A 15,795-nucleotide genomic window follows, 5' to 3' on the forward strand; every position below is an offset into this window, starting at 1 on the left:
TCAAATAGTATGGGTTAGCTTCAATTGGGTTAATAAAGAAGTATAGTTGGAAACGGCTTTCGCCGGTTCATTCCAGATGGTTCCCAACACGGCAGCCCCATCAAAATTCATTGCTGCAACCGATTGTATATTGCCTGCATCAATACCGCCGAGGGCTATTACCGGAACCGCTTTCTGTTTATCCGCAAGGTAAAATGTGTCCCCGGCCACTCCTTTATATTGCTGTTTCGAAATACTATCAAATACCGGCGAGAAAAAAGTATACGAAAAACGGGTTGACAACAGTTGCATCGATAGCAGGTCATGCACCGACGTACTGAGCAGGTATCGTCGGGCTTTCATTTCCGACAAAATGCCTTCATCCGTTGCCGCCCGTTGCTGTTCCGTAAAATGCAGCCGCCGGATATCATATTCCTGCACCAGGTGATGATGGCTATGCAACGCAATGTGTTTGTGCCATTCAGCCGGAATGGCATTCAGCAATTGCCTTACGGCCTGTTCATCTGCACCAGGCTTGCGCAGGTGGAAACGCTCCATGCCCGCTTCAAACAATTGTTGAATGATGGATGCTTCGCCAGTGAACAATTCCGCCTTCGATATAACAACCAGTGAAAACATATAACAATTGTTGCAGGTTTCAGGTTACAGGTTGCAGGGAAAACAGTATCACAGTCCCTTGTCACCTGGAACCTGCAACCTGTAACTATAAATATAAATTACTTCCTTTCTCAGCAAACTCTTTTGCTTTTTCTTCCATGCCTTTTTGCAGGGCTTCTGTTTCCTGCAATCCTTTATCGGCGGCATACTCGCGAACATCCTGCGTAATTTTCATGGAGCAGAAGTTCGGTCCGCACATTGAACAGAAATGCGCCACCTTGGCGCCGTCGGCCGGCAGCGTTTCGTCATGAAACTCCCTGGCCGTATCGGGATCGAGCGACAGGTTGAACTGATCTTCCCAGCGGAATTCGAAACGCGCTTTGCTCAATGCATTATCGCGGTATTGCGCCCCCGGATGCCCTTTGGCCAGGTCAGCCGCATGGGCCGCGATCTTGTATGTGATCACGCCATCCTTTACGTCTTTTTTATTAGGCAGGCCCAAATGTTCTTTCGGTGTTACATAACACAACATGGCAGTTCCGAACCAGCCGATCATTGCAGCGCCGATGGCCGATGTAATGTGATCATAACCCGGAGCAATATCCGTTGTCAATGGTCCGAGCGTATAAAAAGGCGCTTCATGGCAATGCTTCAGCTGTTTCTCCATATTTTCCTTGATCAGGTGCATGGGCACGTGACCGGGGCCTTCGATCATGGTTTGTATATCGTGTTTCCAGGCGATCTTGGTTAGTTCACCCAGGGTTTCCAGTTCGGCAAACTGAGCGGCATCATTGGCATCGGCCAAACTGCCGGGACGCAACCCATCGCCCAATGAGAACGCTACATCATACGCTTTCATGATCTCGCAGATCTCTTCAAAATGCGTGTAGAGAAAACTTTCTTTATGATGCGCCAGGCACCATTTGGCCATGATGCTCCCGCCACGAGACACAATACCGGTTACCCGTTTGGCGGTTAATGGAATATAACGCAGCAGCACACCTGCATGAATGGTGAAATAGTCTACCCCCTGCTCTGCCTGCTCTATCAGCGTATCGCGGAACAGTTCCCAGGTCAGTTCCTCGGCTTTACCGTTCACTTTTTCCAATGCCTGGTAAATGGGCACTGTACCAATGGGCACGGGCGAATTACGAATGATCCACTCACGGGTCTCATGAATATTTTTACCGGTGGAAAGGTCCATGATCGTATCGGCGCCCCAGCGACAGGCCCATACTGCTTTCTCCACTTCTTCTTCAATACTGGAGGTAACGGCTGAGTTACCGATATTGGCATTGATCTTCACCAGGAAATTGCGGCCAATGATCATCGGCTCCGTTTCGGGGTGATTGATATTGCTGGGAATGATGGCGCGGCCGGCTGCCACTTCCTGGCGCACAAATTCAGGCGTGATATAATTTCTTGGGGTATTGGCGCCAAAACTATGGCCGGCGTGTTGCTGGGCCAGCATGGCGTACGTACCGTTCAGTTGTTCTTTCAACAGATCGATCCGCTGGTTCTCACGAATGGCGATGTATTCCATTTCAGGCGTTATGATGCCCTTTTTGGCATAATGCATCTGGCTGACGTTACAGCCGCTCTTGGCGCGCCGCGGTTTGCGGATATGCTCAAAACGGAAAGCATCCAGTTTTTCGTTATTCAATCGCTCCAGTCCATAAGAAGATGAAACCTGCTGTAATTGTTCGGTATCCTGGCGGTCGATGATCCATTTTTCACGTAAAGGCGACAAGCCTTTCTTAACATCGATGATCACATTTGGATCGGTATAAGGACCACTGGTATCGTATACGGTTACCGGTGCATTCTTTTCGGTAGCCCCTTTCTTACCATGTAAGGCGGTATCAGTAAGCGATATTTCCCGCATGGCAACAGATACATCAGGATGCAGTTGCCCTTTTACATATATTTTGCGCGAAGCCGGGAACGGATCGCACGTTAGTTTACTTTGATTGGGAATACTTTCTTTCTTCATTATACTTTATTATTAGAAATGAATGATTAAACGCGAAACGCTGAACGCTAAACGCTGAACGCAAAACGCTGAACGCGAAACGCTGAACGCAAAACGCTAAACGCAGAACGCTGAACGCGAAACGCTGAACGCAAAACGCTAAACGCAGAACGCTGAACGCGAAACGCTGAACGCAAACGCGAATTACTGCCGAATACGGCCCTGCATTTGATTATCACATTATCGAATCATCACATTATCACATTGCATTCTTGTTTCATTAGCACATTAGCTAATTAGCTAATTAGCACATTGCATTTGTGTTTCATTATCACATTATCAAATCATCACATTATCACATTGTATTTTGTTTCATTAGCACATCAGCTAATTAGCTAATTAGCACATTGGCTTCACCCTCCCTGCGTAGCCCTGATCAGCATTACCTTATCGGCTGGACATAACATATAAGCCGGCCATTCGGTGCTGGGAATAACTGTTTGATCAACAGCTACTGCCAAACCGGCCACGGGTATGCCTAATACCTGGGTGAGCAACTGCTCCAATGAACATTGATCCGGAATATCTCTGGGTTGTTGATTGACAAGAATGTTCATAGCCTACGTTTTTAAATACTTCAGGGAATGAACATGCAGCAAAAGAGAATAAAAAGAGAAAGATATATAAAGAAGACTTTCACTTTTCCCTTCGGCAGTACGAACTGCATCAGGTTCAAAGGGTATTATCTCAGTCCGTTATGGACACCCCTAAAGTGACGTAAAGGTATACAAAAATTGGAATTACAAATTTTTTTTTGCTGGCCGGCTGTTTTCTGCCCCTGATTTTTAACAATGCTGTCATATCTGCTTTCATCCTGCTGATGTTCCTAATTTATAAACTACTGAAAGAAAAACCGGTATTCATCCCGCCTTTATTGAGGTGTATACATGACACTTTTCTTTACCTGTCTGATCTATGTGCTTATAAAATAGATTATATTAGAGTAGGCTTAGTTGTTACGTTGAGTAGTTATTCAGTTATTCAGTTATTCAGTTAATAATTAGGAGGTAAACGGACCATAGTGAGCAATGGATTTTGGACCGTCTGCCGTTTGCCGTCTGCCGATTTACGATTGCGTATTTCATCAGCCCATCAGCTAATTAGCACATTAGCACATTAACCATAAACACAGTCATATGAAAAAAATGCAACCTTTCCTTTTGTTGATCCCCTTCTCCCTTTTATTGGCTCAATGTAAAAAAACATTGAACGAACCAACAGCCAGCAATGAAAATGGAAGATCAGCAACACCCGAAGCCTTTGAAACCGTCATCAACAATACCTTCGCCAATTACGCCACTTTTGAACAGTACTGGAATTATTTGTATCCCTGGGGTTCCGATCACAACGGTTCTGCGCGGATGTATGGAAGCGCTACCGATCATAATCATATTTACCTCGATGGGTCGGGCGTATTAACGATCAAGGCAACGCGCATTACGTGGAATGAAGGCAATAGCAGCGCTGACCCTTACTTACCGATCCGTTATCATTCAGGCGCCATCAATGCCAAATTCCATATACTCGTAAACGACCAGTTTCCCAACTACGAGGTCAGGGGTGAATTTCAGGCGCCCTCGGTTAGAGGCTCGTGGCCTGCTTTCTGGCTCACCGGTGTAAACAGCTGGCCACCCGAAAGCGATATCATGGAATTCAAAGGCAATACGAACAATTGGCAGAACACGTTCCGTGCATGGAACGATGTATCCTCCATTATTACCAATGTGTCATCACCCGGCAGCTGGCATACATACCGCATCTGGATGCAAAAATCAACGGCTACTGATGTCATCATTCATTATTATATCGATGGTGTGTGGAAAGGACAACACACCGGCAATTTTGTAGGCAAACCGATGTACATCATCATCAACATGCAAATGGAAGGCTCCAGTGGATCGCCCGGCCCTACGGCTGATACCTATTTGCGTGCGCGGAATATTTATGTAGGAAGAACAAGGGCTTTTTAATCCAACATACAACATGAAAAAAAGAAAGTCGGCAGGAAAGTAAAGTCCGGAATTTGAAAGTTAGTACAGAGAGGGTTCTTTCAAACCGCCGGACTTTCCGACTTTCGGGTTCCGTTCTCGGTCGTACTGATGCTTAAACGCCTGAACAAACACAACAATCGATATCAAAAATACACGTACCGTAAGAAAAAGCCGATGACCTGCAACAGGAAATAACATGACATTAATCAAGAGATAAGCTGATACTTTTCAACCATTATATTCGTTTACCTGATATCTTTGCGGAAACTTTGGTAATTTGAATAAATGGTGGACGATAGTGTTTTTGATGGGCCTGCTGGGGCAAACCTTCAGCAAGAGCCTTATCGTCCTCAATTTCAAGCTGAATCAAAAGGCCATTGCTGCTACCCGGTGTGAAAACCGATTCAAGCCAAAGACCTGCTGCGCAGGCACCTGTTATTTAGGCAAGCAGCTTAATAAAGACGAAGATTCCCGGAACACGCCAATGAATGGTGCATCCGGCTTTAAGTTCGAAGTAGCATTGTACAGTGAAAAGAAAGTTGAATCCCACCACCTTATCATTGACGAAAAACCGCTACATGTATCGCGGTATACCGATCCTATTTCCCAACAGGTAATAGACGCCGTTTTCCATCCTCCTCAGGCATAAGCGCTGCTACACGACAATTCAAACTGATATGGGCTTTTTTTCTGCAGGTTGCAGCTGTTTATCGCTGCACAATGGCTGGTTATGATCAGAACAACCAGATGGTCAGCTACATAATTACCTTACTGACGACCAGTTACCTTCAGAATATAACGTTCCTGTTGCAATCTTTCGGCCCAATCTCAAGCAGCAACCTGGTTCCTAACAACTTCAACCGGCATACGCAGGCCTGGCAGGCATACCTATTGCCTGAACAAACTACGTGTGCACCAACGTTATGACTATGAAAATTTTGATACCCGGTGTGATCGTTCTTTTGATCTTGCTCGCCGGTTTCGGTTCTTATGGCCAAACCAATTGTACCGGCAAAGTGATAGATGCCGTTACCAAAGAACCGGTGGCACGCGCTTCAGTGCAGATAAAGCATACCATGCTCGGCACTATTACCAATACAAATGGAGATTTTACCCTGCAGCTGGCAGATACCGTATATGAGCTGGTGATAACTTCATTGGGATATCAATCACTAACTATTCCGGCTTCTTCGCACAATCCCTTATTGATCAGCTTACAAACAAATAACAACAGTTTACAGGAAATTGTGATCAGCGCCAGCAGAACGGCACAGCAACGCAGTGAGGCGCCGGTAGCCATTGCTACCATCAGCAAACAAACGATGGAAGATACCAGGGCCACCCGCATCGATCAGCTGGTAAATAAAATAAGTGGTGTTAACATGGTAAGTCTGGGCAACGAACAACACCAGATGAGCATTCGCCAGCCCATGACCACCAAAAGTTTGTTCCTGTACCTCGAAGATGGCATTCCCATTCGTACTACCGGCGTATACAATCACAATGCGCTGTTGGAAATAAATATGCCGGCAGCCAGGCAGATCGAGATCATTAAAGGACCATCCTCTTCACTCTATGGTGCAGAAGCCATCGGCGGCGCCGTGAATGTGATCACCCAGGCGCCATCGGCTATATTAACCGGACAGGTAAATGTTCAGGCCACCAATACCGGGTATAAAAGAACCGATGTACAGGTGGGCAACAGTTTCGGCAAATTCGGATTACTCATCAGCGGTTACCATGCCAACAGGCACAACGGTCCTGTTGATCACAGCGATTTTCATAAAACGGGCATTACCATCCGCGGTGATTATGCCATCAGTGAAAAAACAAAATGGGTAAACAATATCACCTATGTAAATTATTACAGCGACATGCTGGGTTCGCTCGACAGCGCGCATTTCGCCGATAAAGACTACAGCACTCCCCAAACGTTTACCTATAGGAAAGTGCCTGCACTGCGGTACAAATCCCAATTGTTCCATCAATGGAACAACAACAGCAGCACCCAGGCATCATTTGTTTACCGTAATAACTCCGTGCAGCAAAACCCATCATACCGCGTAAAGAATATCGCGACAGATCCGACACGCGCCTATGGCGAGATCAACGAAAGCGCTTTTAATACGTTTATGCTGGTTGTACAGCATCAGCAATCGTTTAATTTCCTCAACAGTAAACTGATCGCAGGCTTAAGTATCGATAACAGTCCATCCAAATACAACAGTAATTTCATTAACATTCAGCGTGACGACCGTGGTTACTATGTCGGCTATACCACTACCGATTCCGTACTTAGCCAGTATAAAACCGGTATCAGCAACCTGGCCTCCTATGTACATTATGAAGCCGAATTGAGAAAAGGGTTGAAACTTACCGCCGCCCTGCGCTACGATCTCTATCAATATGATTTTGAGAATGCGCTGCCGCCATCTGCTTTTACCGGAGCGCCATCCACCAAAAACAATTTCAAACGCTTCTCGCCCAAAATAGGCGCCACCTATAATTATAAAGGCACAGGTGTATATGCCAACTACAGCGAGGGTTTTGTACCCCCACAGATCAGTGAGCTGTACACCGGTGTTAAAGTGCCATACCTGGGCCCGCAAACATTCTACAACTATGAGGTGGGCGGCTGGTTCTCCCTGTTACATAATAAGCTTTATGCCGATTGGAGCTGGTATTTTTTGCAGGGTACCAATGAGATCATCAGTGTAAAGAATCCCGATGGCTCTACCGAAAACCAGAATGCCGGTAAAACGAAACATACCGGTATAGAGTATGGTATTACTTATCGGCCCATAGCAGGCTTATCCATCCGATTCAGTGCCGCGAACAGCAAACATGCCTTCGTTGATTACATCGAAAAAGGAATTGCCTACAACAACAATGAGCTCGCCGGTGGTCCGCGCTTTATTGCCAATGCCGAGGTAACGTACAAACCTGCTTTTGCAAAAGGCTTGCGCATTGCGGCCGAATGGCAGCATGTTGGCCCTTATTATATGGACAATGCCAACACCAAGAAATACGGCGGCTATGACCTGTTGAACCTGCGTGCAGGTTATGCCATCCGCCAGTTTGAAATTTGGGTAAATACACTCAATGCCACTAACAGGTACTACGCAACGTTTGCCAGCAAATCGGGTGCTATGCTCAGTTATAATCTGGGCGATCCGCGGGAATTTAATGTGGGGGTTGCTTATAAATTTGGGGAAAAGCATTAACGCGAAGCGTACAGGTTCGAAGGTACAGGTTACACGGCTTTATTTTCGATATTTAAAACTAACATGCGCCCTGTAACCTGGAACCTGCAACCTGTAACCTCCAACATGGAACCGGCAACCTGCAAACGTTCTGATAACTTATTAAACAATGTAAATGCTTCGTAAGAAAATATACTTCTGGCACCGTACCTTATCGTTGATCATTGCCATACCCGTTTTATTATGGGCCGCAAGTGGTTTTATGCATCCGTTGATGACGAACATCAAACCACAGGTAGCTATCCAAAAACTGCCACCGGTACCTGTTGACAGCCAGGCTTTGAAAGTGCCGCTTCGGGCAGCGCTGGACCGCAATAATATCAAGACGATTCATGATGTACGGCTGATACATATCGACACCAATTTGTTTTACCAGGTACAGCAGGAAGTAAATAAGGCGCCGGTGTACCTGAGCGCCAATAATGGCAAACTGTTGCCATCGGGCGACTGGCTGTATGCGCAATACCTCGCCAGACAATTCCTGGAAGGACCATCCAAGGCTTCCTCTCCTGCGCCAACGGCTTCACCGGCGGCGATGGTCACTGAAGAGGAAACTTCAGCGCATGATTGCTGCAATGCCGCTACCGCCTGTGTATTGAACAATACCACGGGCAGCCGGGTAGCCAATGTATCGCGGCTGACGAATTTTGATAAGGAATACAAATACGTCAACCGGTTATTACCGGTATACAAAGTCGCTTTTAACCGGCCGGATGGCGTCCGCATCTATGTGGAAACCACGCAGGATCGTCTTGCGTTTGCCATGGATAACAGGCGGGCTGCATTTGATGCCGCTTTTCAATTCCTGCATACCTGGGCCTGGCTCGATGCGTTTGGCAACACTAAACTATATTTCATCATTGCCATTTGTCTGCTGTCCTTTTTGACTGCGCTGATGGGCATTTATATCTTCTGTATTTCGAAAACTAAAAAAGCGAATGGCCACCCGATAATGAAAGCGCGGCAAAAGCACCGGTATACGGCTATTGTTGGTGCGCTGTTCACATTATGCTGGTCATTCAGCGGGGCCTGGCATGCACTGGCAAAATTTAAACCCGATGACCGGCTCGCCTATTTTGCCAGCAACCGGTTTTCGCCGATACCTGATCTTGATTTCGCCCGATTGCAATCAGCCGTTCAGCAACCGGTGAGCAATATCAGCCTGGTAAAAATGAATGCACACAGCTGGTGGCGCGTGAGCCTGCTGCCGGCCAATAAACCAACAGTCATGCATGCAGCTGTGAAAACCATGAAAAACAGGGAAGCAAAGCTGCCGGCCGTTATGTTTGTGAATACGAATGATTATTCCGTGTTGCCGAAGGGTGAAGAACAATACGCCGCCTGGCTGGCAACACAGTTCAGCAAGCAGGCTGCTCCGGTGCAGACCATTTCACCCGTTACTAAGTTTAATGAAGAGTATAATTTTACAGATAAACGTTTACCCGTTTGGCGTGCGTGTTTTGCAGCCCCGCTTAACGAAAAGTTTTTCGTGGAAACATCAACAGGCAGGCTAGCCGCCAAAGTCGATGACAACGATCTGGCAGAGGGTTATTCATTTGCGCTGCTGCACAAACATCATTTCATGGATTGGGCAGGTAAGGCTGGAAGAGACTGGAGCACTATGGTGTGGGCGTTCTTTCAGATTATTATGATCACGATCGGCTTGATGCTTTGGTGGAAGAAGCATTAATCTTTCTTCTGTGATCTGTATTGCTTGGGAGATAACCCGATGATCTTCCGGAAACGTTTCGAGAAATAGTACGGATCGTCAAATCCCATGCTCAGGGCAATGTCCTTTACCGAGCTGGTGCTGAAGTCGAGCTGCTGGCTGGCCTTTTGCATCTTCATCTGAATGAAATAATCGATAGGCGCATAGCCGGTCTTTTGTTTAAATAAACTCGAGAACCGCGAAGCGGAATAATTATAATGACTGCTCAGGTCCTGCAGGGAAATATTTTCATTAATATGCTCCTGCATATAGAGGATGGCGCTGTCTACCACATCCAGCTTATCGTTCGGACTAACGGTAGTATGTTTCGAATTGTAAATGAACAGGCTCAGGAAATGCGGCAAACACAAATTGGCGAAAATGAGGTTATCAGTGCTGTACCCCAATTCAAGGGCTTTATACATACGGGAGAACATGGTGATGATCTCGCCGCTGCTTTTGATATAAAAAGGTTTGAAGTGTTTTTGTACGGCATGCAGGGCATTCAATTGCGGCAGTGATTCGCCTCCGAAGTGGATCCAGTAAATGCTCCAGGGATTATTATCATCACTGGCATAAGCATGCTCAACATGTTGTGGCAAAATAAAGAACTGGTTAGGCCCAACTTCCGATCTCTTATCACCTATCTGGTACCAGCCGGCCCCATCAACGCAATAAAATAAAAAGTTCTCAGGTAATCCTTTTTTCCGGTAGGTATAATGCCCGCGTGCATTTGGATAATAGCCCAGGCTGCAAACGTACAATTGATTTAACAACACGTTTGGCAGCACCTTTTGTTTAAGCACCGTTTTGGGTATTTCTATTCGCTGGCGACCAATACCATACCAGATATTTTTATGAGACCCTTCTTTATTTTTCGCATTCATATGGTATAACAAAAGAATTTACGGCAAGATACTTACATTCGCTGATTCTCAGTTCCGGGATATATGTTATCTATTAATATTCCAGCCCCGGAATGTATTCAGAATCGTCTACGCCCATGAACAAAAAGAACATCTTTTTTATTACAGGTCTTTTCATTGCCCAGCTGCTGCCGCTGGTTTTGCCCGCACAAGCTGTATTGCCAACTTACAACATTACGTGGAATTCACAAAGTAAGCATGCCGGCGAGTCCATGCCCTGTGGCGGCGGCGATATCGGGTTAAATGTATGGGTTGAAAAAGGAGACCTGCTGCTGTATATGGCTAAAAGCGGTTGCTTCGACGAAAACAATGCGCTGTTAAAACAAGGCAGAATACGTGTCAAACTAACACCCAATGTATTTGACGGTGAATACTTTAAACAGGAATTAAAATTAGCGGAAGGTTATATACAGATTGACGCACGGCATAATAAACAGCAGACGACCATCAAAGTATGGGTAGATGTTTTCCGGCCCGTGATCCATGTAGATGTTTCCGGTAATACGGCCGTAAAAGCCGACGTCGCCTATGAAAGCTGGCGCTATACCGACCGTAAAAGTACCGGCAAGGCCAATAATGCCAACTCCTACAAATGGGCGCCGCCGGCGCCAGTAATTACTAATAAAGATAATATCGCTTTTGACGGTAATACCGTACTGTTTTACCATCGCAACCGCCCGGATGTGCCGAATATTTTTGACGTTACTGTAAAACAACAGGGACTGGATGCTGTAAAAGATCAGTTGTATAATCCGATAGCCAACCTCACTTTTGGCGGCAGCCTGCAGGGGACAAACCTGCAGCCGGCCGGCACCTATACCGGAACGTATATGGATACCGATTTCACGGGCTGGAAACTCGAAAGCAAAAAAGCAGCCCGCAACCACCAGATCACTGTTTTCCTGTTTGCTGCTCAAACTCCCTCTTTGGAGGGATGGCGTACCAGTTTACAGCAAGTAATAGCCAGCGCCGGTAAACAAAGTGCTGCTGCGTGGCAACAGGCCCGCAACTGGTGGAAACAATACTGGCAACGCAGCTTTATTTATGTGCAACCCAATCAAGCTGACACCAGTTCTGCCCTATGGCAAACCGGCCGCAATTACCAGCTGTTCCGGTATATGCTGGGTTGTAATGCATTTGGCAGCTATCCCACCAAATTCAATGGAGGCCTGTTCACCTATGACCCTTCAGCGACTGATACCAGCTTACGGTTAACACCTGATTTCCGCAACTGGGGCGGTGGCATTCATACTGCCCAGAACCAGCGCCTGGTGTATTTTCCCATGCTTAAAAGTGGTGATTATGACCTGATGAAACCCCAGCTGGATTTTTACCTGCGCCTGCTGCGGAACGCTGAATTGCGCAGCGAAGTGTACTGGCATCATAAAGGCGCCTGCTTTGCCGAACAGCTCGAGAATTTTGGCTTGCCCAATTCCGCAGAATATGGCTGGAAACGGCCGGCCGATTATGACAAAGGACTTGAATACAATGCCTGGCTGGAATACGAATGGGATACGGTGTTGGAATTTTGCTTAATGATGCTGGAAACGGAACGCTACAATGGCAATAATATCAGCGAATACATCCCATTTATTGAAAGCTGTCTGCGCTTCTTCGATGAGCATTATCAATACCTGGCCGGCAAACGGGGAAGGAAAACACTCGACGGCAACGGCGACCTGATCCTGTTCCCCGGATCGGCGGCAGAAACGTATAAAATGGCGTATAACCCCAGCAGCACTGTTGCCGGCCTGCGTACTGTTTTAACGAAGTTACTGGAGCTGCCTGCCTCCTACCTTACCGATTCTGCCCGCAGGCAATGGCAATTGATGCTGTCACGCATTCCACCGATCAGTTTCCGGCAATTTGGCAATTATACGACGATTGCGCCAGCCAGGTTATGGGAAAGGATCAACAATACAGAGTGCCCGCAACTGTACCCCGTTTTCCCCTGGGGAATATATGGCGTTGGCAAACCGGGACTCGATACCGCCGTGAACACATTCAAACACGATACCGATGCCATTAAATTCAGAAGTCATGTAGGCTGGAAACAGGATAATATTTTTGCCGCACGCCTGGGTTTAACCGACGAAGCGCTGCAACTGACCACCCGGAAATTAAAGAACAGCGGCCGCCGCTTTCCGGCTTTCTGGGGCCCGGGATACGATTGGACGCCCGACCATAACTGGGGCGGCAGCGGTATGATCGGCCTGCAGGAAATGCTGTTGCAAACCAATGGTAAAAAGATCCTGCTCTTTCCTGCCTGGCCCAACAACCAGGATGTACACTTTAAACTGCATGCGCCCTATAACACAACAGTAGAAGCATCGCTTGTAAACGGGAAACTGCAATCGCTTATCGTTACCCCCGCGGAACGAAAGAACGATGTGGTTGTTCTGCTGAAACCATAAACAGCACTATGAAAACATTTCTGACCGCTTCGATACTAACGCTGACCATGAACCTGTCGCAGGCGCAATCGCCCTGCGATAACATCAAATACCTCGACAAGCTGGCCATGGCGCCGGCCGAACTGCCTGTGCAGGATTTTAAATCGATGGATTATAACCTGATCCCCGATTCTGTAAAGGCACGTATCCAAAGCGAGATCATCAAGGAAACATCCGCTTCTTTCTTTGCATCATTGCGCGTAAAAAGCGTAAAATATCTCGATTCGGCCATCAATGAAAAGCTCTTCACCCCTGTTGTCATTACCGACGACAATGAAAAGCCGGTGAACTTTGTATATGCTGTTTTTTACGAAATGCAATTCAAAGGGAGTATTCCTTTTGTGTTCAAACTGGAGATCAAACAAAATGGCGGGTTATTAAAGAAAGGACAGTTTGAAGGCATTTTTAACCAGAAGAAAAAGATCATTCCCTGCACTAAAGCTTTATCGATCGCAGCTACCGATAAAGAAGCGCCCATCACCAAAGCGGGCGACATTTACATCTACTACAATCAAACCTATAAGACCATTGTATGGCAGATCATGGAAGCTGATAACACGTCGGGCGACAGCCAGCATGTGACCGTGATCAATGTCTTTGATGGGGAGATACTCGAACGAAATGAGTTCCTGAAAGGGAATCTAAACTTTGATAATGATCTGTAAGATCATGGTTAAATGAAGCAGGGTCAGCGGTAGGGTCCTTTATTTCTGATTTTTGGGATTTAGAGATTTTGCGATTTCATCAGGTTTTTGCTTTCCGACAAATCTCAAAATCTCTAAATTCCAAAATCTCTAAATTATTACTTCCGGATCCACACCGTCATATCCGACTTACCACGATTGCCCCATGCATAGTAAGGGATCATGGTTATTTTAACGGGTGTTTCAGTAGTCCTTACTTCTTTATACAATGCTTTCGACCAGTCGGTTTTAGGCTGCAGCAGACCAGTTCCCTGCAGTGTGGCGATCCTGCTCTTGCTGATCGTTGTCATTACCGGTTTCAGATCGTTCTTAACAGGTATGGCAATATCAAATACATTCGTGCCTTTAGGAAGATCGGTTGATTCCAGGCAATACACGATCGGTCCGCGCTTTACCGCCATTTGATTCCTGGTCTCTTCAACCAGCGGGTTGCTTTCGATCAATGTCACCGGCATGCTAAGGTTCAGCTCAACCACATCGCCAGCTTTCCAGCTCCGGTTGATCTCTTCATATTCCGCCGCTTTTGCTTTCAGGGCCACTGGTTTGCCATTTACTTTCAGTTCGGCTTTTTTACACCAGCCAGGAATGCGAAGGAACAAAGAGAAAGGATTGTCCGGCGCTTTGTTCACTGTGAACTTAATAGCTCCATCCCAGGGATAATTGCTTTGTTGCGACATTTCAACTGCACCGCCTTTCTTCAGCTCGGTTGACAATTTGTTGCCGCCATACATATGCACCCATACACCTTTATCTGAAGTAGTGTATGCATAATCGCTCACCTGCGTCATGGTGCGAACCGTATTGGGCGGACAACAGTTCGACAGACTGATATAGGGGATCCGTCCACCAGACCAACGTAATGTGTAAGGAAAATCACCGGAAGCACTGAGCGGATTCGTATAAAAGAAATTATTACCATCGAGGCTGATGCCCGATAAGACAGCATTATACAATTCCAGCTCTACAATATCGGCATATTTGGCATCACCAGACAACAACAACATGCGCCAGTTCCATAACAGGTTGCCGATGTTGGCGCAGGTCTCATTGTGCGCGGTCATGTTCGGTAATTGATAAGCGCGGCCATAAGCCTGGTGTGTTTTCTGAATGAAAGGAGGTTTATAAGAAGTACCATACGGAGAAACGCCATCATACAGGGCGCCGCAACCACCGGTCACATACATTTTACGGTATACCACATCATCCCAGATGCTGTGCAGGCAATCCATTAAAGAATCATCACCGGTTTCAGCATATACGTCGGCTACACCGGCATACAGGTAGTTGGCTCTAACGGCATGGCCCATGGCCTCTTTCTGCTGACGGAAAGGAATGCGGTCCTGGTTATCGTCGGTGCCGTCCTGCACCAATCCGCGGATATTAATGAGATTGATCGCCAGTTGCAGGTACCTGGGATCTTTCGTTGTACGATAGAGTTCTACCACACCCATGTAATGTGAGGGACAAATAGCATTACGCGCCAGTTCCGGTGAAGAACGTTTGTAAAAAGCATCCAGGTAATCGGCAGCTTTAATAGCTACGTTCAGCAATGTTTTTTTACCGGTAACCCGGTAATGCACACAGCCGGCCGTCATCAGGTGCCCGAGATTGTAGGTCTCAAAATTCAACCTGTCGGCAAAGGCGGTTTCTTTTTTTGTTTTTTTACGCTCTTCAATGATTACCGGCGTATGAATGTAGCCATCTTCCCGCTGACAGGCAGCAATGGTTGCAATGGCTGTATCCATCATGGTCTCCAGTTTCCTGTCTTTTGTTACGGCATAGAGTTTAGCCACGCCTTCAAGCAGTTTGTAAAAATCACCATCATGAAACGGAGGGCCTGAATGGGAACCGGTATCCTTTCCGGCCGCAATCTCGAAATTTTTATAGGCATGGCTGACCTTGGCATCGGTATAGGTCCGCCACAAATTAGGCACCATGGAATCCTTACATACCTGCATACGTTCTCCCCAGAATCCGCTTGTCCATACAACGGCATTCATGTTTACCGGTTGCAGTTTAGCGTGGGTACTTTTGCTGGTATTCACCAGGCTGTTGTCCTGACTATACACACAATCACCTACTACCAACAGGAAGAAAAAAAGATGAATACGTCTATACATA

The 15,795-nt window shown here is 46.6% G+C and carries 11 protein-coding genes and 1 riboswitch; of the genes, 6 read left to right on the plus strand and 5 right to left on the minus strand.

The genetic code is table 11. The features are described 5' to 3' along the window. From JUB15_RS19015 to thiS, 3 genes are all read right to left on the minus strand, one after another. Positions 1 to 618, minus strand: a complete 618-nt coding sequence (locus JUB15_RS19015; RefSeq protein ID WP_207514127.1) for a thiamine phosphate synthase — start codon at positions 616 to 618, stop codon at positions 1 to 3. Positions 619 to 703: 85 nt separating this feature from the next. After that, positions 704 to 2,590: a phosphomethylpyrimidine synthase ThiC gene (gene thiC / locus JUB15_RS19020; RefSeq protein WP_207514129.1), complete on the minus strand. Its 1,887-nt coding sequence runs from the start codon at positions 2,588 to 2,590 to the stop codon at positions 704 to 706. A 392-nt stretch (positions 2,591 to 2,982) separates the two neighbouring features. Then, entirely contained in the window at positions 2,983 to 3,186 is a 204-nt protein-coding gene (gene thiS, locus JUB15_RS19025) for a sulfur carrier protein ThiS (RefSeq protein ID WP_207514131.1), read from the minus strand. Between the two features lie 69 nt (positions 3,187 to 3,255). Further along, positions 3,256 to 3,348: riboswitch (TPP riboswitch) on the minus strand. 417 nt (positions 3,349 to 3,765) lie between these two features. On the opposite strand from thiS, the gene JUB15_RS19030 reads away from it, so the two are divergent. The 4 genes from JUB15_RS19030 to JUB15_RS19045 all read left to right on the plus strand — a co-directional run bounded on the left by JUB15_RS19030 (position 3,766) and on the right by JUB15_RS19045 (position 9,573). Continuing rightward, positions 3,766 to 4,599 carry a LamG domain-containing protein gene (locus JUB15_RS19030; protein WP_207514133.1) on the plus strand — a complete coding sequence of 278 codons (834 nt, stop codon included), beginning with the start codon at positions 3,766 to 3,768 and terminating at the stop codon, positions 4,597 to 4,599. A 298-nt stretch (positions 4,600 to 4,897) separates the two neighbouring features. Beyond that, positions 4,898 to 5,269 carry a hypothetical protein gene (locus JUB15_RS19035; RefSeq protein ID WP_207514136.1) on the plus strand — a complete coding sequence of 124 codons (372 nt, stop codon included), beginning with the start codon at positions 4,898 to 4,900 and terminating at the stop codon, positions 5,267 to 5,269. Between the two features lie 280 nt (positions 5,270 to 5,549). Beyond that, positions 5,550 to 7,844: a TonB-dependent receptor gene (locus JUB15_RS19040; RefSeq protein WP_242696422.1), complete on the plus strand. Its 2,295-nt coding sequence runs from the start codon at positions 5,550 to 5,552 to the stop codon at positions 7,842 to 7,844. A 154-nt stretch (positions 7,845 to 7,998) separates the two neighbouring features. Beyond that, positions 7,999 to 9,573: a PepSY domain-containing protein gene (locus JUB15_RS19045; RefSeq protein WP_207514140.1), complete on the plus strand. Its 1,575-nt coding sequence runs from the start codon at positions 7,999 to 8,001 to the stop codon at positions 9,571 to 9,573. Here JUB15_RS19045 and JUB15_RS19050 read toward each other — a convergent pair. Then, complete coding sequence (locus JUB15_RS19050) at positions 9,570 to 10,478, minus strand: AraC family transcriptional regulator (protein ID WP_207514141.1); 909 nt, start codon at positions 10,476 to 10,478, stop codon at positions 9,570 to 9,572. The genes JUB15_RS19045 and JUB15_RS19050 overlap by 4 nt on opposite strands. A gap of 92 nt (positions 10,479 to 10,570) precedes the next feature. Between JUB15_RS19050 and JUB15_RS19055 the strand changes: the two genes are divergently transcribed. Then, on the plus strand, positions 10,571 to 12,931 hold the full coding sequence (locus JUB15_RS19055) for a DUF5703 domain-containing protein (RefSeq protein WP_242696423.1): 2,361 nt from the start codon (positions 10,571 to 10,573) through the stop codon (positions 12,929 to 12,931). 8 nt (positions 12,932 to 12,939) lie between these two features. Next, entirely contained in the window at positions 12,940 to 13,635 is a 696-nt protein-coding gene (locus JUB15_RS19060) for a hypothetical protein (protein ID WP_207514142.1), read from the plus strand. Positions 13,636 to 13,772: 137 nt separating this feature from the next. Here the strand turns inward: JUB15_RS19060 and JUB15_RS19065 are convergent, their stop codons facing one another. Further along, entirely contained in the window at positions 13,773 to 15,794 is a 2,022-nt protein-coding gene (locus JUB15_RS19065; RefSeq protein ID WP_207514143.1) for an aceric acid hydrolase, read from the minus strand. Position 15,795: the final 1 nt, after the last annotated feature.

Source organism: Longitalea luteola (assembly GCF_017356035.1).
Taxonomy (GTDB): Bacteria; Bacteroidota; Bacteroidia; order Chitinophagales; family Chitinophagaceae; genus Niastella; species Niastella luteola.